A 19,676-nucleotide genomic window follows, 5' to 3' on the forward strand; every position below is an offset into this window, starting at 1 on the left:
GGACGCGCCGCCGCGTGATCGGCCTCGACCCGAGCATCCGCTTCGGGCCGTGGAGCACCACGCTCGGGCTGGGCGCGCTGTTCGGGCTGGTGGTGGCGCTGCTGCTGCTCGGCACGCGGCGCAACCGCAGCGCGAACCGGCTGCTGGCGGCACTGATCCTCGTGCTGGTGCTGCTGCTGATGCCGTACGTGATCGGCTTCGCCGGCTTCTACGACGCCTATCCAGGCCTGAGTTTCGCGCCGTTCGGCTGGGCGCTGGCGATCGGCCCGCTGTTGTACCTGCACGTGCTGCGGCAGACCTCGTCCCGCCTGCCGCCCGGCTGGGGCTGGCATCTGCTGCCGGTCGCCGTGAAGATCGTCTACACGACGGTGATCTTCGTGCAGCCGCTGCCATTCAAGGACGACTGGGATACGCGCATCCATTCCCCGATCATCAGCCCGATCGAAAACGTGCTCGCGTTCGGCGGCATGGCGATCTACCTGGTGCTGGCCTGGCGCGTGCACCGCCGCTACCAGCGCTGGCTCGCCGACCATGTCAGCAACCGCGAGGAATTCCGCCTGACCGCCCAGCGCAACGTGCTGATCGCGCTCGGCATGCTCGTGTTCGTCTGGATGCCGTACGACCTGATCGGCACGCTGCTCGATTTCAACTACTTCGACCGCTACCCGCTGTACGTGCTGATGGCGGCACTGGTCTGCGCGCTCGGGCTCGAAGGCTGGCGCAACGCCGAACTGCGCTACCCGGTGCCGGATGATCTCGCCGAAGCCGCGCCGGCATCGTCGAAGCCCGAGCCGCCGGCTGCGGCCGAGCCACCCGAAGCCGCCAGCCGCGACTGGTCCGCCGACGGCGCACGCTGGTACGCGAAGACTCGCGACGCCGGCTGGTGGCGCGATCCCGAGCTGAACGTCGAGCGGCTGGCGCGGCATCTCGGCACCAACACCGCCTACCTGTCCCGCGCGTTCAATGACGGGCTGGGTGTCAGCTTCAATGACGGGATCAACCGCCTGCGGGTCGAGGCCGTGCAGGCGCAACTGGCGGACCCCTCCGACACGCGCGACCTGCTGGAGATCGCGTTCGCCGCCGGCTTCAGCTCGAAGTCGAGCTTCAACCGGGTATTCAAGGCGCAAACCGGCGAAACGCCGTCCCGTTTTCGCGAAAAAGCCCGCGGCTGAGCGCCCTCGGCGTCCCAATTCCCGAATTTCACGCCGGTTTCCCGCTTTCAGGACGCCGGTTCGAGGGCCGCAGGCGACGCTGGGGCACCTTTCCGAACCCGGACACCCTGCAATGATTCGCGCCCTGCTCGCTGCCGCCCTGCTGACCGTCACCACGGCCCTTGCCGCGCCGCTTCCAAGCCAACCACACGCCAAGCCGCTGACGGCCGCCGATGCCCAGCGCGACCTGCGCATCCTGCGCAAGGCCCTGGTCGAGATTCATCCGGGCAACGACCGGTACGTGACGCTCGACGCGCTCGAAGCCGAATTCGCCCGCGCGCAGGCCGAGGTCGCGAACGGCGCGACGCAGGGCCAGATGGTCTTGATCGCCAGCCGGCTCGCCGCCTTCGTCCGCTGCGGCCACACCTGGACCAATCCGCTGAACCAGCGCGGCGACGTGCAGGCCGCGGTGTTCGGCGCCGCCGACAAGCTGCCGCTATGGCTGAAGCGCGTGGCCGGGCGCTATCTGGTAACGGCCAGCAGCGATCCGCGGATCAAGGCCGGCGACGAACTGCTGTCCATCGAAGGCCGCGCGATGACGGCACTGACCGCCGAGATGCTGCCGTACCTGCGCGCCGACGGCAGCAGCGACGGCAAGCGGCTGGCGCAACTCGATACCGACAGCAACGGCGGCGCGCTCGATCGGCTGTTGCCACTGCTGCACGCGCCGGTCAACGGCCGGTACACGCTGCAAGTCGCAAATCTATCGGGCAAATCCCGCGTCGTGACGGTGGCCGCGACGAGCGTCACCGCGCGCGACGCGCTATTGGCCAGGCGCGGCATCCAGCCCCGCCGCGACGACTGGGCGTTCCGGGTCGATGCCGACGGCATCGCCGTGCTGACGATGCCGACCTTCGCGTTCTGGAATGACCCGTTCGACTGGAAGGCCGCCATCGATCGCGCGTTCGCCGAAGTCGATTCCGGCCGCGTGCGCGGGCTGGTGCTGGACCTGCGCAACAACGAAGGCGGCAGCGACACGATCGGCGACACCGTGCTCGCGCACCTGATCAAGGCGCCGTACACCAAGCCGGCTGCGGTGCCGTACGTCCGCTACGAGCGCATGCCGTACACCTTGTCGCGCTACTTCGACACCTGGGACTACGACTACTTCGACCGCACCGGGCAGGTCACGAAGCTGGCCGAGCGCTGGTACCGCGCCGACAACCGCGTCGAGCCCGCAGAAGTGATCCAGCCGATTCCGGGCTTGGTCGCCGCCGGCAAGGTGCCGACAGTCGCGCTGACCGGCCCGCAGATGAGTTCCGCCGGCTACATCATCGCGCGCGACCTGCGCGACAGCGGCGCGGCGCATCTGATCGGTCGCACCACCGGCGGCAATCGCCGCGGCCTGAACGGCGGCGAACTGGCCTGGCTGACCCTGCCGGCTTCAGGTGTGGCGGTCGACATCCCGCTGATCAGCTGGCGCCCGACGAGCGATCAGCCGGACATCGGCATCGTGCCGGACCTCGACGTGCCGGAGGATTTCGACGCCGCCCGCGCCGGGCGCGATGTCGACATGGAAGCCGCCCGGGCCTGGCTGGCAGACGCCGCGCGCTGAGCCGTCGGGCTAGCCGTCGCCGAGACGCTTGCGGAACAGCAGCAGCGAGAACGCCGCGTTCGTGGCCAATGCCGCGCGGCGTTCGAGCGCGGCGCGGCGCTCGGGCTTCGCCTTCCAGACGTAGGGCGTCATCGCGAGCAGCGCGCGCAGCTGGTCGCCGGTCAGCGCCAGTTCGGCGCGGACGTCGACCCGGTCGACCCGGTCGAAGCGCTCGCCGAAACTGGCGATGAACTTGTCCGGCGCATGCGGCTGCACGTCGTCGAACAAGCCGGCGCGCAGCGACCACAGATGATCCGGCGCCGGTGTCACCACCAGCACGTGGCCGCCGACGCGCAGCGCGCGGTGCATCTCGTCGACATGCAGCTGCGTGAACAGGCAGGTGATGACGTCGAGCGACGCTTCCTCCACCGGCAGCGCCGCGCCACTGCCGACGATCCACGTGATCTCCGGGCAGGCAATCGGCGCGTAGGCCTTGGCCGCCATCCGCACCGCCGGCTTGGCGATGTCCAGACCGATGATGTCGCTGGCGATGTCCGGGAAGGCGCTGGTGTACCAGCCTTCGCCGCAGCCGATGTCGAGCAGGGTTTCCGCGCGCAATGGCTTCAGCATCGCGAGCACGGCGGACCGCAGTGGCTGGTAGTGACCGGCGTTGAGAAAGGCGCGGCGCGCGGCCAGCGACTCGGCACTGTCGCCCGGGTCCTTGCTGGCCTTCTGCTGCACCGGCAGCAGGTTGATGTAGCCCTCGCGGGCAACATCGAAGCTGTGCCGGTTCGGGCAGGTCCAGGTCTTCGGCGCGCGATCCAGCGCCTGCTGGCACAGCGGGCAGACGATGGTCAGCCGCGGGGTCAGCACGCTGGGCGCGTCGTGCGCGGACTCAGCCAATGCGTTCGAGGCCGCCGAGGTAGCTGCGCAGCGCGGTCGGCACGGTGATCGAGCCGTCGGCGTTCTGGTAGTTCTCGAGAATCGCGACCAGCGTGCGGCCGACCGCAAGCCCGGAGCCGTTCAGAGTGTGCAGCAGCTCGGTCTTCTTGGTTTCCGGATGGCGGTAACGCGCGAGCATGCGGCGAGCCTGGAAATCCTCGAAGTTCGAGCAGGAGCTGATCTCGCGATAGCGGTTCTGGCTCGGCAGCCAGACCTCGATGTCGTAGGTCTTGGCCGCGTTGGCACCCATGTCGCCGGTGCACAGCACGACGGTGCGATACGGCAGTTCGAGCTTCTTCAGGATGTTTTCGGCGTGCGCGGTCAGTTCCTCGTGCGCGGCGTACGAGGCGTCCGGCGTCGTCGCCATCACCAGCTCGACCTTCTCGAACTGATGCTGGCGGATCATGCCCTTGGTGTCGCGCCCGGCCGAGCCGGCCTCGGCGCGAAAGCACGGCGTATGCGCCACCCACTTCTTCGGCAAGTTCGCGGCGTCGAGAATCTCGTCGCGCAGCAGGTTGGTCACCGGCACTTCGGCCGTCGGAATCAGGCCCCACTGCGCGCCGTCGCCCGGCACGTTGGTCAGCCAGAACAGGTCATCGCCGAACTTCGGCATCTGGCCGGTGCCGCGAAAGCTCGCGGCATTGACGATGAACGGCACGTACAGCTCTTCGTAGCCATGCTCGTTGACGTGGACATCAAGCATGAACTGGCCGATTGCCCGGTGCAGCCGGGCCAGCCCGCCGCGCAGTACCGTAAAGCGCGCGCCGGTGAGCTTGGCGGCGGCGGCGAAATCCATCAGGCCGATCGCCTCGCCAAGATCGGCGTGATCCTTCGCACCCTCGCTGGCCCGCGGCGTGCCCCAGCGGCGGATTTCGACGTTGTCGTCTTCGCTCTTGCCGTCCGGCACCGACGCGTGCGGAACATTCGGCAGGCCGCTGGTGAGTTCCTCGAACTCGGTCTGCAGCGCGGTCAGCGCCGTTTCGTTGCTTGCGAGCTGGGTCTTGATCCGGTCCATGTCGGCCAGGATCGGCGCAACGTCCTCGCCCTTGGCCTTCGCCTGACCGATGCGCTTGGAGCCGCTGTTGCGCTCGGCCTGCAGGTTCTCGGTTTCGGTCTGCAACTGCTTGCGCCGCGCTTCCAGCGCGTTGAAGCGGTCGAGATCGAACACGTAACCGCGGCGCGCAAGCTGCGCGGCGATCGCGGCGGCATCGGTACGAAGGCGCTTGGGATCCAGCATCGAAGAAATTCCGGGCGAAAAGTGCCGCGAAGTATAGCGGCGCAGGGGCAGCGCCCCGCCCGGCGTGTTGACTGATCCGCCGAGCCGTCGGCCGGGATGTCAGCCGACTTGGCGTCCGAGCCACAGGCCGATCGCGCAGGCCGCGAGGCTCAACACGACATTCGCCGCGATGTTCGCAAACGCCGCCGCAGCCGCGCCATCGCGCCACAGCAGCATCGTCTCGACCGAAAACGCCGAGAACGTGGTGAAGCCGCCGAGGATGCCGGTGGTCAGGCCGAGCCGCAGCGGGTCCGACAATGCCCCCGGCTTCGCCAGCGCATAGGCCGTGATCGCGCCCATCGCCAAGCCGCCGACGACATTGACCAGCAAGGTGCCCCATGGAAAGCCGGGCGCTGCGGCACGCAGCAGCGTACTTGCGACATAGCGCGCCACCGACCCGAGCGCGCCGCCGGCGGCGACCGTCAGGATCGTGATGAGGTTCATGGGATGTGGACTTCTGCACCATGGGTGCAAGGCAGCAAGCCCATCTCGCGCCAGTGATCACTCATGTTCGTGCGCCATCGAGTTTTCATTGATGGAGTCCTTGAACATCAGGATGGACGCTTCTACCGTCGCGAGATCGACGTCTTTCGCGAAAACGGTCATGTAAGTACGACGCTCCGAGTCGTCCCGGAATATTTCCATGACGCAACATTCGTCGACATAGGTTTCGAGGCCGATGCCGTCTCTGGAGCCAACATCGCTCGCGACCAAATAGCTGATGCGTGGTGCCGATTTCACTTCCGCGTTCATCCTAGGCCCAACCTCCTCATTTCGAACACGCTCGCTAAAGCCTAGGCATTGAATCTGCTGAGTTTTGTGCCAGCATCCAGAGCCGAATCAGGAAATCTTCAACCGTTAATCAGCGGGCTGCCGCGGCCATTGCCGGCTGTCCTCACCATGACCGTCCCACGCGATGGAGCCGCGCAATTTGCGCAGTTCCTGCTGATGATGGGCTCGGATCAGCATGCGCAGGCCATCTTCAATGGCCTGCTTGCGACTGAGTGCTCCGGTCACGGACATCGCATCGCGCATCAAGCTGTCATCGATTTCGAGCCGGATTCGCATCGAATCTCACCTGCAGGTTGGGGTCAGCAAATCATGAACGAGCGATGGTGTGCCGTCAGCGCGTCGGCTTCTGCCGCGCCACCGCCCGCAACTGCGCCAGCCGCTCGCCGATCTTGATCTCCAGACCTCGCGGCTTCGGGCTGTAGAACTCGGTGCCGAGCAGCGCGTCCGGCAGGAACTGCTGGCCTTCGGCGACGCCGCCGTCCTCGTCGTGGTCGTAGCGGTAGCCATCGCCATAGCCGAGGTTCTTCATCAGCTTGGTTGGGGCATTGCGAATGTGCAGCGGCACGTCGAGCGAACCGTGCTTTTCGACCGCCGCGCGCACGTTCTTGTACGCCCGATAGACCGAGTTGCTCTTCGGCGCCACCGCCAGATAGACCACTGCCTGCGCCAGCGCCAGTTCGCCTTCCGGGCTGCCGAGGCGCTCGTACGTGTCCCACGCGGCGATGCACATGGCCTGCGCGCGGGGATCGGCGAGGCCGATGTCCTCGACGCTCATCCGTAGCACGCGGCGGGCGATGTAGGCGCCGTCGACGCCGCCATCGAGCATGCGCGCGAACCAGTACAGCGCAGCGTCCGGATCGCTGCCACGCACGGATTTGTGCAGCGCGCTGATCTGGTCGTAGAAGTTCTCGCCCTGCTTGTCGAAGCGGCGCAGGCCCTTGCCGATCAGCTTGTCGAGCAGTGCATCGTTCTTGTCACCCGCGGCGCGGCTCAGTTCGACCGCGGTTTCGAGCAGGATCAGCGCCCGTCGCGCGTCGCCGTCGGCCGAGTCGGCGATGCGCGACAGCCAGCTTTCGGGAATGGCATCGGCCGCCTGCCCCATGCCGCGCTCGGTGTCGGTCAGCGCCCGCAGCAGCAGGCCGCGGATCGCGGCTTCATCGAGCGAACGCAGCACGAACACGCGCAACCGGCTGAGCAGTGCGCCGTTCAGCTCGAAGCTCGGGTTTTCGGTAGTGGCACCGATCAGCGTGACGGTGCCGTCCTCGACATACGGCAGCAGCGCATCCTGCTGGCTCTTGTTGAAGCGATGGATTTCATCGATGAACAGCACCGTACGGCGCGGCGGCTTGGCGTTGCGCTCCATCTGCGCGTTGACCATCGCCTCGCGTATGTCCTTCACGCCGGCCATGACCGCCGACAGCGTCAGGAACTGTGCATCCGAGTGGTTCGCGATCATCCGCGCCAGCGTGGTCTTGCCGACCCCGGGCGGGCCCCAGAACACGATCGACGGAATCCGGCCGGATTCCATCGCGATGCGCAGCGGCGAACCGGGGCCTAGCACGTGTTCCTGCCCGACGACTTCGTCGAGCGTGCGCGGGCGCATGCGTTCGGCCAATGGCGCGTGAGCGTTCATCACGGGATTATCGCCGTTGTCGGTGAATCATCGCGCGGGCGCCGGCGTTGCGGATCGCCGCGTTTCGCGGCGAGACCCCTCATGAAATGCCGCCCGCCGAATCCGTCATTCCCGCGAAAGCGGGAATCCATGAACCGCCGTATCGCGCGTAAGCGTCAAGCGATGGAAGCAAGCGCTGGATTCCCGCCCTCGCGGGAATGACGAGGTTGAAGGGGGCGGCGCGTGGCCGACTCAGTGCTTGTCGACCGTCGCCCCAGCCTGCGGCGCGCTGTCGCCATCGACCACTTCGGTACCCTTCGGCGGCGTGAACTGGAACTGCTTCGCGTCGATCGGCTGATTGGTCTTCGTGGCACTGAACTGCACCACGGACGAGCCGCCGATCGGGTCTTCGAAGCGCATCTTCTGCGGTGCGCCGGACTTGTCGAGCGTCAGTTCGATCAGCTTGAAATCGCCGTCCTTCGCCTTCGGCAGCAGGCGTACGACGCGCCAGTCGGCATTGCCGGCGCTGTCGCTGCCGCCGTCCTGGACGATGAAGGCCTCGGTCAGGCCGCCGCGCTGCGACAGCAGCGCCGCCGGCGTGCCGGCCAGTGCCGTGCGGGCATTGCGGACGGTCACCTGATTGAGGTCCGGGTCATAAGCCCACAGCTTGCTGCCATCGCAGATCGACAACTGCTCGTACGGCTTGACGTAGGCCCAGCGGAAACGGCCGACGTCCGAAGCCTTGGCACCCGGCGGTGGCCGCGACAGCAGAAAGCTGCCGTTGGAGCGCCCGGTGACCTTGCCGCGCTCGTCGGTCTGGACCTGCTCGAAGGCGGCATCGAAGGTCTGCACGCCATCGACGAAGCGCTTCAGCGCGTCCTGAATCGACTCGGCACGGGCCGTGCCGGACAGCAGCGCGAGCGAGACCAGCAGCAGCGATGACAGCGTCTTGACCATGGGCGGAGCGTGCAGTCCTTGTCGATTCGGGGCTTCAAATTATCGCCGGGATGCTGAGGCCCTGCTGAACCGGCCGGCAGCCCGATGCGCTTCGATCGCCGATCGACACCCAAGAAAAAAGGCCCCGAAGGGCCTTTTCTCGTGCTGCAGTGGAACGGGAAACGAAGGCTTACTTCGTTTCGAGCAGCTTCTTCAGGTTGTCGAGACCCGAGGTGTACACGCCTTCGATCGCGGTGGTCGCGGTCGCGTCATCGGCGCCGTTCGCCTTGAACTTGCTCGACCAGGTCACAGTGGCCGACTTGCCATCGGCATCGGCGGCCACGGCGAAGGTCGACGAGTAGCCGGCGACCGGCAGCGGGCCTTCGAGGATTTCGTACGAGAAGGTCTTGGCGGCGTCATCGAGGGCCGTCAGCTTTTCCTTGATCGTGGCCGGGGTTTCGCCGGCCAGCGTCAGCACGCGCACGGCGCCGACGGTGTTGTTGGTGCCTTCGACGATTTCCGACTTGGCGATGGCCGGGTGCCAGGTGCCGAGGCCATTGAAGTCCTTGGTCTTGGCCCAGACGGCGTCGGCGGTGGCGGCGATCGTGATCGACTTCGAGACCGACAGCTCGGCGGCGGCAGCCGGAGCAGCTTCGGCAGCCGGGGCAGCTTCAGCCGGCGCAGCCGGGGCGGCTTCCGGAGCCGGGGCCGGCTTGCAGCCGACGGCGACGATCGAAACCAGAGAAATGGCAGCAGCGGCGTAGATGGACTTCATGGACAGTGTTCCTCTCGGGGACGTTTTGCAGTGATGTTGGGGCCAGCGATCGACGACCGTGATCGCCCGGCGGCGTCTTTTTTCGGCCCCGGGGAGCCGAAACGCGGCGTAATTTGACACAGCGCGCGGGCCCGCGAAAGGCAAGCGGCGCAATCGGACTATCGATGGAAGGCGCGCCAGACCCGAAGGACGGGCTAATCGCGACCGCCCGGCGCCAGAATCTCGCGATTGCCGCCGGGCCCGCTTGGCCCGACGATGCCGGCCGCTTCCATCTGTTCGACCATCCGCGCCGCGCGGTTGTAGCCGATCGACAGCCGCCGCTGCACCCACGAGACACTGGCCTTGCGCGTTTCCAGCACCACGGCGACGGCCTTGTCGTACAGCGGATCGGATTCGGCTTCCGCGGCCGACGGATCCGGCGCTTCGCGCTGTTCGGGTTCGCCGGCGAGAATCTCCGGCAGGTAGTTCGGCTCGCCGACCTGCTTCAGGTACGCCACGACCTTGTGCACTTCGTGGTCATCGACGAACGCGCCGTGCAGACGCTGGATGCGCGAGGCACCGATCGGGCGATACAGCATGTCGCCATGGCCGAGCAGCGTTTCCGCGCCCATCTCGTCGAGGATCGTGCGGCTGTCGATGCGGCTGGCGACCTGGAACGCGACGCGGCTCGGGATGTTGGCCTTGATCAGGCCGGTGATGACATCGACGCTCGGGCGCTGCGTGGCGACGATCAGGTGGATGCCGGCGGCACGCGCCTTCTGCGCGATGCGGGCGATCAGCTCCTCCACCTTCTTGCCGACGACCATCATCATGTCGGCCAGCTCGTCGATGATGATGACGATGTGCGGCAGCGGCTCCAAGGTCAGCGGGTCCGGAGCGCCGACCAGGTCGGTGTCGGCGAACAGGTCCGGCACAGCCGACAGCGGATCGACGATCGGCTCGCCGCTTTCGATCGCGTCGAGCACCTTCTTGTTCATGCCGGCGAGGTTGCGCACGCCGAGCGCGGACATCAGCCGATAGCGCCGCTCCATTTCCGCCACGCACCAGCGCAGCGCGTTCGCGGCGTCCTTCATGTCGGTGACGACCGGCGTCAGCAGGTGCGGAATGCCCTCGTAAACCGACAGCTCCAGCATCTTCGGGTCGATCAGGATCAGGCGCAGCTGCTCTGCCGTCGACTTGAACAGCATCGACAGGATCATCGCGTTGATCGCCACCGACTTGCCGGAGCCGGTGGTGCCGGCCACGAGCAGATGCGGCATCTTCGCCAGATCGACCGCCAGTGGATGGCCGGCGATGTCCTTGCCCATGCCCATCGTCAGCGGCGAGGACCCGCTGGTGTACGACGACGACGCGAGAATCTCCGACAGGCTGACCATCTCGCGCTTCTGGTTCGGAATTTCGAGGCCGATCACGCTCTTGCCTTCGATCACCTCGACCACCCGGACCGATGCCACCGACATCACGCGTGCCAGATCGCGCGACAGGTTGGTGATCTGCGACCCCTTCACGCCGGACGCCGGCTGCAGCTCGAAGCGCGTGATCACCGGGCCCGGCATGGCATCGACCACTTCGCCCTTGACGCCGAAACTGGCCAGATGCCGTTCCAGCTCGCGCGACAGGCGATCGATCTCTTCCGGCGTGTAGCGACGCCCGCCCGGCTTCGGCGGGTCGAGCAGATACAGCGGCGGCAGCGGATCGCCGTTGTAGGCCGGCATCGGCACGGCATCGGGCTTGGCCAGCTTCTTCGGCTTCGGCGCGTTCGGCGGCGGCATCATGGTCGCGACCGTGGCCGGCACCGGCGCGGGAGTCGGGGCCGGCTCGACGTACGGCTCGGCTTCAGGTTCGAACCTGATGTCCGAAGCCCACGGCGGAGCAGCGTCGGCGTCCAGCATCGCGGCGTCGGCTTGCACGACAGCCATCGGCACCGCCGGACGTTCGGCTGCCGACGGCAGGTCCTCGTCGTCATCCGGCGCGAAGCTGGCAATCGCTTCGGCGCGCGCATCGGCCTCGGCCAGCGTCGGCGGCGTTTCGCCGAGCGTCGGCATCGCGCGCGCGGCGCTGACCGGTTCGGGCACGGCGAGGTCGAGTTCCGGCGTGTCGAGCGACGGCTCGACCCGGTTCCGGCGGCGGCGTGGCTCCTTGACCACCGGTTCGTCGAGCGTGGTGTCCACTTCGTCGCCGATCACCGATTCGGCGATGACCGTGCGGCTGGCCTGCCAGCGCTCCCACAGCTTCAACGAATGGCCCCCGACGAAATCGAGCACGGTCATCCACGAAAAGATCATCGCCAGCGGCAGCGCGGTGACGAACAGGGTCAGCAGCACCAGGGTCGCGCCAACCGGATTCAGCACGCTCTTCAGGCCGCTGCCGAACAGGCTGCCGGCGATGCCGCCGCCGCCCTGCGGCAGCCAGCGGCTGGCGTCGCCCCCGTACAGCGCGGCAAGTCCGGCCAGAGACAGCGCGGCGATGAACCAGGCGGTGGCACGCACGCCGATCGGCAGATGCAGCGGCGCGGAAAAGCCCTGGAACGCGCGCAGGCCGAGCCACATCACCGCCCAAGGCGACAGGAACGCAACGTAGCCGACGCCGCTCAGCAGCGCGTTTGCCAGCCAGGCGCCGGCCGCACCGGCCAGATTGCGGGTATCGCCGCCGACGCCGGACGACGACCAGCCCGGATCATCCGGATGGAAGCTGACCAGCGCGACCAGCAGGAACAGGGCAAGGCCGGCGCAGCCCAGCAGGACGGCCTCATTCGGCAGTCGTTCGATCCACGTGGCATCGGCGGCGGTCGCGCTGGCAGCCCCCTTCCGTGTCAACGGTTTGGCGGCTTGTTTCTTGCTTCCGAAGCTGAAGAATCGAGCGATCGAGGGCACGGTGGCGGGGCTTGCGAGGTCGGCCGAGTATATCAGCGGCTCCCGCGCCAACCGGCCGTCGCTCGGCCAGCCGGCACCGGCCACCACTTGTACGTTTCGTCTCTTGAAAACGGTCGGCAAAGGCTCATTCTTCGATCATCAGGAATTCAATTCGGGAGCAAGGCCATGTCGATGGAAGTTCGTCATTACGTGCTGGCACCCAGTGGCGAGATCCGCGAGTTCTCGCCGGAGGAAGCCGCGCTGATCGCGGCCGGCTCGAACCGTCTTCCGGAGTTCGCCGAGCGCCGCGTCCGCTACCTGCAGGTCTCGTGGGATGACGAAGCCGCGACCGAACTGAAGATTCAGACGGCCGGTGCCGCGATCAAGTTCGACGCCGAAGGTCGGCTGGCCGAAGCGGCTCCGCCGTCCGAGGACGAGAAGATCTCGCGCTTCGAGCACGACACCTGCGTGCAGTGGGCGCTGCGCGGCGCGGAAGTCGCCGCGCTGACGTTCCACTGATCGTTCGCTGCTGACCGCCGGGATCGCCCCCGGATCACCTGCACCGGAGTCCCGTTTCGCGCATGCGCGTCCGACACCTCGAACGCGCCTCGGCGCTGTCAGCCGATATCTGGGATGCGCTGTTTCCCGCCAGCTATCCGTTCACCCGTCACGCCTTCGTTGTCGCGCTGGAAGAACACGGCTGTGTCGGACCCGAGATTGGCTGGTCGCCATGTCACACCGTGCTGTCGGATGACGAAGGCATCGCCGCGATCGCGCCGATGTACGCCAAGGGGCACTCGTACGGCGAATTCGTCTTCGACTTCGCGTGGGCCGATGCCAGCCGCCGCATCGGCCGGCCGTACTACCCGAAGCTGATCAACGCGATTCCGTTCACGCCGTGCAGTGGTCCGCGGCTCGGCGCGCGTGACGACGCCGCCCGGCGCCAGCTCGCGGCGCGCCTGCCGTCGGTCGCCAAGGCGTCCGGCCTGTCCGGCTTTCACGCGCTGTTTCTGGATGAGGCCGACTTTGCCGCGTATCGCGATGCCGGCATGGTCGAACGCAACGACGTGCAGTTCCACTGGTACAACGCGCCGGCTGCGGATGGCCGCGCGGGCTACGCCGATTTCACGGCGTTCGTGGCGACATTCACCAGCGACAAGCGCAAGAAGATCCTGCGCGAGCGGCGCCGCGTGGCGGAAGCCGGCATCCGCTTCGAGGTCCGTCCGGGCGATGCCCTGAGCGAGGCCGAGTGGCACCGGGTCTACGCGCTGTATGCGAACACCTACGCCGAACGAGGACAGGCGCCCTATCTGACGACAGAATTCTTTCTCGACTACGGACGACAGCCGAATACGCCGGTTAGACTCGTGCTCGCTTGGGAGGGCACGACGATGGTGGCAGTCGCGATCACGCTGGAGGGTGGCGATACGCTGTACGGGCGTCACTGGGGCGCGGCCGACCACTACCACAGCCTCCATTTCGAGACCTGCTACTACCAGGGCATCGACTACTGCATCGCAAGGGGACTGCGACATTTCGATGCCGGCGCCCAGGGCGAGCACAAGCTGTCGCGCGGCTTCGTGCCGACGATCACCCGTTCGATGCACTGGCTGGCCGAGCCGCGGCTGTTCGAGGCGGTGGCCGATCATCTGGAACGCGAGCGCGAGTACGTCGGCCAGCGCGAGGCCCTGCTCGACGAACATTCCCCGTACAAGCGCGTGGCGGGCACGACGCCCGCCGCCAACGATGGCTGAACCGCGACATGGATAATCCCGTCCGCCTGCACTGGCTCGATCCGCGTGATCCGAACCAGCCATTCCCGGCCCCGAACCGCGCGATGCGCGATCCGAACGGCCTGCTCGCGATCGGCGGGGACCTGTCGGTCGCACGTCTGGTGCGGGCGTACTCCGGCGGAATCTTCCCGTGGTACAACCCGAACGAGCCGATCCTGTGGTGGTGCCCGGACCCTCGCGCGGTGCTCGCGCCGGGCGATTTCCACGTGTCGCACTCGCTGGAGAAGCGCATCCGCAAGCCGGATTACGCGGTCAGCCTCGATCGCGCGTTCGGTGACGTGCTCGAAGGCTGCACCGCCACCCGGCGCGGCAGCCACGGCACCTGGCTCGGTGCCGACATGAAACGCGCGTATGTCGAACTGCGAGAAGCCGGCCACGCTCATTCGGCGGAAGTCTGGCGAGACGGTCGCCTGATCGGCGGGCTGTACGGCGTCGCGCTCGGCCGCGCGTTCTTCGGCGAATCGATGTTCTCGACCGAGACCGACAGTTCCAAGCTCGCCCTGTACTGGCTGTGCCAGCAGCTGAAGGCCTGGGATTACGAGCTGATCGACTGCCAGATCGCATCACAGCATCTCAAGACGCTCGGCGCGGTCGAGATTCCGCGCGAGCGCTTCCTGCAGCGCCTGCGTGCCGCGCTCCAGCATCCGGGCCGCAGCGGCCACTGGCGCTATGAGATTCCGGTGCCGGATGGCGACACCCATCTGAGCGGGCCGCATCGCGCCGTCGCGGCGCGGGAGACGCAGTGATTCCTCGCGCATCGTTCTTGCATCGAATTCCTTCATGAGCATGCAAAGCCTCCGCCTGCTGATGGGAAGCGCCCACGCCTGCGGCTATCTGCCGGAGCGCCACGCCTGCAGCGCCTTCGTCGACCCGGCGTTCCCGCTGGAGCCGGCGCTGTACGGCGCCCTGCTCGATCAGGGCTTCCGCCGCAGCGGCGACTACGCCTACCGGCCGATGTGCCTGAACTGCCGTGCCTGCCAGTCGGCCCGGATCGTCGCCGACGAATTCGTGCCGGATCGTGCGCAGCGCCGCTGCGCCCGGCGCAATCTCGATCTGAACCTGACGATTTCGACCCGACTGACCGACGAGCACTACGCGCTGTATCGGCGCTATCTGGCGTCGCGTCATCGCAATGGCGGCATGGACCCGGACGATGCCGAGGCCTTCCGCGAGTTCCTCGCCTGCGGCTGGGGCGCAACCGAATTCTGGGAATTCCGCCTGGGACCGGACGCCGACTCGCCGCTGATGGCGGTCTCGGTCGTCGATCGCATTCCGCGCGGGCTGTCGGCGGTCTACACATTTTTCGAGCCGCAGGCGCCCGAGCGCGGCCTCGGCACCTACGCGATTCTGGCGCAGGTCGAGCGCGCGAAAGCCGAGGGGTTGCCGCATGTCTACCTCGGCTACTGGGTGCCGGGCAGCGCGAAGATGGATTACAAGAAGCGCTTCCACCCGCTGGAAGTGTTGCGCAACACGGGCTGGCAGCGGCTGCCGGACGACTGAGCCGCGCGCGAAGCCATCGCTTCCGCGCGTCTGGACCCGGCATCGGGGTTGACAACGCATTGCCAGTCCGGTGCGCTTCCCGGATAATCCCCGCTCCCCAAACTCTGTGGCCCTAATGGCAAAAGAAGATCACATCGAAATGCCCGGCATCGTCGCCGAAACGCTTCCGAACACGACGTTCCGAGTCAAACTCGAAAACGGCCATATCGTCACCGCCCATATCTCCGGGCGCATGCGCAAGAACTACATCCGCATCCTGACCGGTGACAAGGTCACGGTTCAGCTGACGCCGTATGACCTGACCAAGGGTCGCATCACGTTTCGCGACAAGTGACATGGTCCGGGCGCTGACGTTGGGATTGCTCCTTTCGTTGGCCGCCTGCGACAAGCAGAAGCAACAAGAACGGCTCAAGGAAGCCGGCATCGACCCCAATTCTCCAGTCGGTGTCATCGCTGCAATCCCGACCAGCGACAACATCGAGAACACTCGGCTGTTGCTGACGCAGCCCGCGGTGCTTGCGGGAAAGATAGTGCAACCGCTGCAGGATTCGATTCCTTCCGACGAGATCGTCCAAATCCCGCCTCAGACCATCGAATCCTGCTTCGAGAAGTCCGGGAAAATCATCAACGAAGTCTTCGCGAAATGCCGCCGTGGCAGCCGCGAGCGGTGGCACGTCTATCGCGACGGCCGACGCGTGTTCATTCAGGAACTGCCGGTCAACTAATCGACGGTTTCCCATGGCGCCATTCAAGAAAAAGCCCGCTTTCGCGGGCTTTTTCATTTTGCAGCAGCGACTCAGGCCGGCTCGACCACCGGTGCCGCCTTTTCCTTCGCTTCGATCTCGAAGCCGATCTTGTCGTCGTCGGTGACCTTCACCGTCACGCGGCCACCATGGGCGAGCTTGCCGAACAGCAGTTCCTCGGCGAGCGGGCGCTTGATGCTTTCCTGGATGGTGCGCGCCATCGGGCGAGCACCCATCTTGACGTCGTAGCCGTGCTCGGCGAGCCAGTCGCGAGCTTCCTGCTCGACTTCCATCACGACATGCTTCGCCGCCAGCTGCTCTTCCAGTTGCATCAGGAACTTGTCGACGACACGGGCGATCTCGGTGCGGCCGAGCGGCGCGAACGGGATGATCGCGTCGAGACGGTTGCGGAACTCCGGCGAGAAGCCGCGGCGGATCACTTCCAGCGCGTCGGTAGAGTGGTTGGCCTCGGTGAAGCCGATGCCGCGCCGCGACGATTCCTCCGCACCGGCGTTCGTCGTCATCACCAGGATCACGTTGCGGAAGTCCGCCGCGCGGCCGTTGTTGTCGGTCAGCGTGCCGTGATCCATGACCTGCAGCAGCAGGTTGAACACATCCGGATGCGCCTTCTCGATTTCATCGAGCAGCACCACCGAATGCGGGTGCTTGATCACGGCCTCCGTCAGCAGGCCGCCCTGATCGAAGCCGACATAGCCCGGAGGCGCGCCGATCAGGCGCGACACGGTGTGCCGCTCCATGTACTCCGACATGTCGAAGCGGATCAGCTCGATGCCAAGCTGGCTCGCCAGCTGGCGCGTGACTTCGGTCTTGCCGACACCGGTCGGACCGGCCAGCAGGAAATTGCCGATCGGCTTGTCCGGATTGCCGAGGCCGGAGCGTGCCAGCTTGATGCACGACGCGAGCGTTTCCACCGCGTGGTCCTGACCGAAAATCACGAGCTTCAGATCGCGTTCGAGCGTCGCCAGTCGGTCCTTGTCGTTGCTCGACACGGACTTCGGCGGAATGCGCGCGATCTTGGCGATGGTTTCCTCGATGTCGCGAACCTGCACGGTCTTGCGGCGCTTGGCCTCGGGCAGCAGGCGCAGGCGGGCCGCGGCTTCGTCGATGACATCGATCGCCTTGTCCGGCAGATGCCGGTCGGTGATGTGCTTGGCCGCCAGCTCGACCGCGCTGCGGATCGCGCCGCTGGTGAAGTGCACCTGGTGGTGCTCTTCGAAGCGGGCGCGCAGGCCTTCGAGAATCTGGATCGTTTCCGGCACGGTCGGTTCCGGCACGTCAACCTTCTGGAAGCGGCGCGACAGCGCGCGATCCTTCTCGAAGATGCCGCGGTATTCCTGATACGTGGTCGAGCCGATGCAGCGCAGTTCGCCGTTGGCCAGCATCGGCTTCAGCAGGTTCGAGGCGTCCATGACGCCGCCGGAAGCGGCACCGGCGCCGATGATCATGTGGATCTCGTCGATGAACAGGATCGCGCCCGGGGTGCGGGCCAGTTCCTGAATCACGCTCTTGAAGCGCTTCTCGAAATCGCCGCGGTACTTGGTGCCGGCGATCAAGCTGCCGAGATCAAGGCTGAACACGACGCCGTCCTTCAGCAGTTCCGGCACGCGGTTCTCGGTGATCAGCCAGGCCAGGCCTTCGGCGATCGCGGTCTTGCCGACGCCGGCTTCGCCGACCAGCAGCGGGTTGTTCTTGCGCCGACGGCAGAGCGTCTGCATGACGCGCTCCATCTCGTGCGCGCGGCCGATCAGCGGATCGATCTGGCCCCGGATGGCGCGCTGGTTCAGGTTGACCGCGAACTGCTCGAGCGCGGACTTGCCGCTGCTCTTGCCGCCGTCGTCCTTGTCCTCGGCCTCGTTCTGCTGCTCCTGCGGCGCAGCCGGCTGATTGTTCTTGGCAATGCCATGGCTGATGTAGTTGACGACGTCGAGCCGCGTCACGCCCTGCTCGTTCAGCAGGTAGACGGCATGGGTGTCCTTCTCGGCGAACAGCGCCACCAGCACGTTCAGGGTCGAGACGCGCTTCTTGCCGGAAGCCTGCACGTGATAGATCGCACGCTGAAGCACCCGCTGGAACGACAGCGTCGGCTGCACTTCCTGATTGCCGGCGGCGTCCTTGTTCGAGTGGATGTTCTGGGTGATGTACTCGCGCAGCCCGGTTTCGAGCTTGTCGAGATCGCCACCGCTGGCGGTCAGCACTTCGCTGACGTTGGAATCGGACAGCAAGGCCAGCAACAGGTGTTCGACGGTCAGAAGTTCGTGACCATCGCTGCGTGCCGCCAGAAACGCGGCATCGAGGGCTTTCTGCAGTTCGTCGCTGAGCATGATCGCTTCCTGATTAATGGCTGAACATCACAGTGGGGCCGGGGGCTACCTTTTCCAGTCCCATCATGCATCGGTTTCCCGCGGATTGGGAACACGCAAAAGACGCACCACGTCAACGGAAATGAATAGCCGCAGGCTATGCCCTGCCCACGTCCCGGCAGACGGTATTGATGCTGGTCATGGACGTATGGACAGGCCTCGAAGATCACGCCTCAATGCGGTTTCCGCAACGCTGAACGGCGTTCCGACACCGGACGCAGCGTTGCACTATCCGTCAAAAATACGACGGCGCAACTGACAAAAAGCGGCGGCTCGATCCGCCACTCGCCATTGGAGGATGCTCATGCCTTTACTTCATCGATTCAGAATTTTTGCGGCGCTGCTGCTGCTCGGCTTCGGCGGCGCGGCTCAGGCCATGCCCTGCCTGATCTTCGTTCACGGCAAGTCCACCAACACTGGGACCTTTACCAGCTACACGACGGCCCGCAACTACTGGGTCAACGGGTCGGCCGATTTCGTCCGCACCGCCACCCGCAACCTCACGGTTCCGTACTACGTGGTCGGCTACAACGGCACGCAGCGCTATTACGAGAACAATGCCGCCGGTGAAGTGGCGCGCGAAATCGTCGCGGCGACCAATGGCGTGGCCGATGGCGGCGGTCGTCGCTGCGCCACCACCTTTGCCAACGGCGGCACGTTCGTCGTCGTCGCCCACAGCATGGGTGGCACGGTGATGGACTACATTCTCGGCAACAACGACGCCAGCGATCCGAACTTCAATTTCGGCGGCGCGCCGTTCTCGACGGTGGCAGCACGGGTCAGCTACGTCATCACCACCGGCGGCGCCCATCGCGGCTCGCAGGGTGCCGATGCGGTCTGCGGACAGTCGAGCGGCGGCTGCAACTTCGCCGCCAGCTTCATCCAGAGCTGCGATGACGCGACCTACTGGCTGCGCTCGGGCGAAGACGTGCAGGTGCGCAACTTTGCCAATGCCCCGGCGCGGCTGATCTATCTGACCGGCGGCTACGAAGCGATCTTCGGCGCCAGCGTCTGCCTGTCCGGTGAAGACGACGGCGTGGTCCAGTACGCCTCGCAGTACGCGTGCGGCGGCTCGGCCGGCGCCAGCTACGACAACAGCAACGTCTGCCGCAACAACGCGAAGCAGGAAACCAGCGGCTTCCGCAATCTCGACGCCGCCCACGAGAACCACAGCGACGAGCGCGACGACAGCGATTCCGACGTGCGTCGGTCGATCCCGGATGGCAACTGGCAGTGCAACGGCGTCGCCTGCGCACCGAACACCCAGGTGCAGAGCTCGATGACCACCGCGCGCTACATCAGCACGCTGTACTGATCCCGGAATCCCGA

Annotated in this window: 19 protein-coding genes; 9 read left to right on the forward strand and 10 right to left on the reverse strand. The window is 66.2% G+C overall.

Annotated features, from left to right (window positions below):
• Nucleotides 1-14: 14 nt before the first annotated feature.
• Together QZ951_RS01310 and QZ951_RS01315 are read left to right on the forward strand one after the other, a co-directional pair.
• Nucleotides 15-1,172, forward strand: coding sequence for an AraC family transcriptional regulator (locus tag QZ951_RS01310; RefSeq protein ID WP_292997726.1), 1,158 nt, complete (start codon nt 15-17; stop codon nt 1,170-1,172).
• 112 nt (nt 1,173-1,284) lie between these two features.
• Nucleotides 1,285-2,766: a S41 family peptidase gene (locus tag QZ951_RS01315; protein WP_292997728.1), complete on the forward strand. Its 1,482-nt coding sequence runs from the start codon at nt 1,285-1,287 to the stop codon at nt 2,764-2,766.
• 9 nt (nt 2,767-2,775) lie between these two features.
• Here QZ951_RS01315 and QZ951_RS01320 read toward each other — a convergent pair whose 3' ends face one another.
• The 9 genes from QZ951_RS01320 to QZ951_RS01360 form a co-directional block, all read right to left on the reverse strand.
• Nucleotides 2,776-3,648 (reverse strand): putative RNA methyltransferase, encoded by an 873-nt coding sequence (locus QZ951_RS01320; protein WP_292997730.1) that lies wholly within the window; start codon nt 3,646-3,648, stop codon nt 2,776-2,778.
• On the reverse strand, nt 3,641-4,924 hold the full coding sequence (gene serS, locus QZ951_RS01325; RefSeq protein WP_292997732.1) for a serine--tRNA ligase: 1,284 nt from the start codon (nt 4,922-4,924) through the stop codon (nt 3,641-3,643). The genes QZ951_RS01320 and serS overlap by 8 nt, the downstream gene beginning before the upstream one ends.
• 99 nt (nt 4,925-5,023) lie before the next feature.
• The gene (crcB, locus tag QZ951_RS01330) at nt 5,024-5,407 is read right to left on the reverse strand and encodes a fluoride efflux transporter CrcB (protein WP_292997734.1); all 384 of its coding nucleotides are present in this window, start codon (nt 5,405-5,407) and stop codon (nt 5,024-5,026) included.
• A gap of 57 nt (nt 5,408-5,464) precedes the next feature.
• Entirely contained in the window at nt 5,465-5,716 is a 252-nt protein-coding gene (locus tag QZ951_RS01335; RefSeq protein ID WP_292997736.1) for a hypothetical protein, read from the reverse strand.
• Nucleotides 5,717-5,821: 105 nt separating this feature from the next.
• Nucleotides 5,822-6,031, reverse strand: coding sequence for a type II toxin-antitoxin system VapB family antitoxin (locus QZ951_RS01340; protein ID WP_292997738.1), 210 nt, complete (start codon nt 6,029-6,031; stop codon nt 5,822-5,824).
• Nucleotides 6,032-6,086: 55 nt separating this feature from the next.
• Nucleotides 6,087-7,388: a replication-associated recombination protein A gene (locus QZ951_RS01345; RefSeq protein ID WP_292997740.1), complete on the reverse strand. Its 1,302-nt coding sequence runs from the start codon at nt 7,386-7,388 to the stop codon at nt 6,087-6,089.
• 231 nt (nt 7,389-7,619) lie between these two features.
• Nucleotides 7,620-8,324, reverse strand: a complete 705-nt coding sequence (lolA, locus tag QZ951_RS01350) for an outer membrane lipoprotein chaperone LolA (RefSeq protein WP_292997742.1) — start codon at nt 8,322-8,324, stop codon at nt 7,620-7,622.
• Between the two features lie 169 nt (nt 8,325-8,493).
• Nucleotides 8,494-9,078, reverse strand: coding sequence for an SRPBCC family protein (locus QZ951_RS01355; protein WP_292997744.1), 585 nt, complete (start codon nt 9,076-9,078; stop codon nt 8,494-8,496).
• A gap of 194 nt (nt 9,079-9,272) precedes the next feature.
• Nucleotides 9,273-11,894: a DNA translocase FtsK 4TM domain-containing protein gene (locus tag QZ951_RS01360; protein WP_292997746.1), complete on the reverse strand. Its 2,622-nt coding sequence runs from the start codon at nt 11,892-11,894 to the stop codon at nt 9,273-9,275.
• Nucleotides 11,895-12,116: 222 nt separating this feature from the next.
• Between QZ951_RS01360 and QZ951_RS01365 the strand changes: the two genes are divergently transcribed.
• The 6 genes from QZ951_RS01365 to QZ951_RS01390 all read left to right on the forward strand — a co-directional run bounded on the left by QZ951_RS01365 (nt 12,117) and on the right by QZ951_RS01390 (nt 15,948).
• Nucleotides 12,117-12,449, forward strand: a complete 333-nt coding sequence (locus QZ951_RS01365) for a hypothetical protein (protein ID WP_292997748.1) — start codon at nt 12,117-12,119, stop codon at nt 12,447-12,449.
• A gap of 62 nt (nt 12,450-12,511) precedes the next feature.
• Nucleotides 12,512-13,684: a GNAT family N-acetyltransferase gene (locus tag QZ951_RS01370; RefSeq protein WP_292997750.1), complete on the forward strand. Its 1,173-nt coding sequence runs from the start codon at nt 12,512-12,514 to the stop codon at nt 13,682-13,684.
• Nucleotides 13,685-13,692: 8 nt separating this feature from the next.
• A complete protein-coding gene (aat, locus tag QZ951_RS01375) occupies nt 13,693-14,469 on the forward strand; it encodes a leucyl/phenylalanyl-tRNA--protein transferase (protein WP_292997752.1) in 777 nt (258 codons plus the stop codon).
• Between the two features lie 34 nt (nt 14,470-14,503).
• Nucleotides 14,504-15,223, forward strand: coding sequence for an arginyltransferase (locus QZ951_RS01380; RefSeq protein ID WP_292997754.1), 720 nt, complete (start codon nt 14,504-14,506; stop codon nt 15,221-15,223).
• 115 nt (nt 15,224-15,338) lie between these two features.
• The gene (gene infA / locus QZ951_RS01385) at nt 15,339-15,557 is read left to right on the forward strand and encodes a translation initiation factor IF-1 (RefSeq protein ID WP_022977766.1); all 219 of its coding nucleotides are present in this window, start codon (nt 15,339-15,341) and stop codon (nt 15,555-15,557) included.
• Between the two features lies 1 nt (nt 15,558).
• The gene (locus QZ951_RS01390) at nt 15,559-15,948 is read left to right on the forward strand and encodes a hypothetical protein (protein ID WP_292997759.1); all 390 of its coding nucleotides are present in this window, start codon (nt 15,559-15,561) and stop codon (nt 15,946-15,948) included.
• A gap of 71 nt (nt 15,949-16,019) precedes the next feature.
• Here QZ951_RS01390 and clpA read toward each other — a convergent pair whose 3' ends face one another.
• On the reverse strand, nt 16,020-18,308 hold the full coding sequence (gene clpA / locus QZ951_RS01395) for an ATP-dependent Clp protease ATP-binding subunit ClpA (RefSeq protein ID WP_292997761.1): 2,289 nt from the start codon (nt 18,306-18,308) through the stop codon (nt 16,020-16,022).
• Between the two features lie 343 nt (nt 18,309-18,651).
• Between clpA and QZ951_RS01400 the strand changes: the two genes are divergently transcribed.
• Nucleotides 18,652-19,662 (forward strand): hypothetical protein, encoded by a 1,011-nt coding sequence (locus tag QZ951_RS01400; protein ID WP_292997763.1) that lies wholly within the window; start codon nt 18,652-18,654, stop codon nt 19,660-19,662.
• Nucleotides 19,663-19,676 lie beyond the last annotated feature (14 nt).

The organism is Nevskia sp. (genome assembly GCF_021732705.1).
Classification (GTDB): domain Bacteria; phylum Pseudomonadota; class Gammaproteobacteria; order Nevskiales; family Nevskiaceae; genus Nevskia.

What these genes read in the sequence shown, in the direction of transcription:
- serS (WP_292997732.1), bottom strand. Translation starts at nt 4,924, where the DNA reads ATGCTGGATCCCAAGCGCCTTCGTACCGATGCCGCCGCGATCGCCGCG.
- QZ951_RS01400 (WP_292997763.1), top strand. Translation starts at nt 18,652, where the DNA reads ATGCCTTTACTTCATCGATTCAGAATTTTTGCGGCGCTGCTGCTGCTC.
- aat (WP_292997752.1), top strand. Translation starts at nt 13,693, where the DNA reads ATGGATAATCCCGTCCGCCTGCACTGGCTCGATCCGCGTGATCCGAAC.
- QZ951_RS01315 (WP_292997728.1), top strand. Translation starts at nt 1,285, where the DNA reads ATGATTCGCGCCCTGCTCGCTGCCGCCCTGCTGACCGTCACCACGGCC.
- crcB (WP_292997734.1), bottom strand. Translation starts at nt 5,407, where the DNA reads ATGAACCTCATCACGATCCTGACGGTCGCCGCCGGCGGCGCGCTCGGG.
- QZ951_RS01345 (WP_292997740.1), bottom strand. Translation starts at nt 7,388, where the DNA reads ATGAACGCTCACGCGCCATTGGCCGAACGCATGCGCCCGCGCACGCTC.
- QZ951_RS01340 (WP_292997738.1), bottom strand. Translation starts at nt 6,031, where the DNA reads ATGCGAATCCGGCTCGAAATCGATGACAGCTTGATGCGCGATGCGATG.
- QZ951_RS01365 (WP_292997748.1), top strand. Translation starts at nt 12,117, where the DNA reads ATGTCGATGGAAGTTCGTCATTACGTGCTGGCACCCAGTGGCGAGATC.
- QZ951_RS01335 (WP_292997736.1), bottom strand. Translation starts at nt 5,716, where the DNA reads ATGAACGCGGAAGTGAAATCGGCACCACGCATCAGCTATTTGGTCGCG.
- infA (WP_022977766.1), top strand. Translation starts at nt 15,339, where the DNA reads ATGGCAAAAGAAGATCACATCGAAATGCCCGGCATCGTCGCCGAAACG.
- QZ951_RS01355 (WP_292997744.1), bottom strand. Translation starts at nt 9,078, where the DNA reads ATGAAGTCCATCTACGCCGCTGCTGCCATTTCTCTGGTTTCGATCGTC.
- lolA (WP_292997742.1), bottom strand. Translation starts at nt 8,324, where the DNA reads ATGGTCAAGACGCTGTCATCGCTGCTGCTGGTCTCGCTCGCGCTGCTG.
- QZ951_RS01390 (WP_292997759.1), top strand. Translation starts at nt 15,559, where the DNA reads ATGGTCCGGGCGCTGACGTTGGGATTGCTCCTTTCGTTGGCCGCCTGC.
- QZ951_RS01370 (WP_292997750.1), top strand. Translation starts at nt 12,512, where the DNA reads ATGCGCGTCCGACACCTCGAACGCGCCTCGGCGCTGTCAGCCGATATC.
- QZ951_RS01380 (WP_292997754.1), top strand. Translation starts at nt 14,504, where the DNA reads ATGAGCATGCAAAGCCTCCGCCTGCTGATGGGAAGCGCCCACGCCTGC.
- clpA (WP_292997761.1), bottom strand. Translation starts at nt 18,308, where the DNA reads ATGCTCAGCGACGAACTGCAGAAAGCCCTCGATGCCGCGTTTCTGGCG.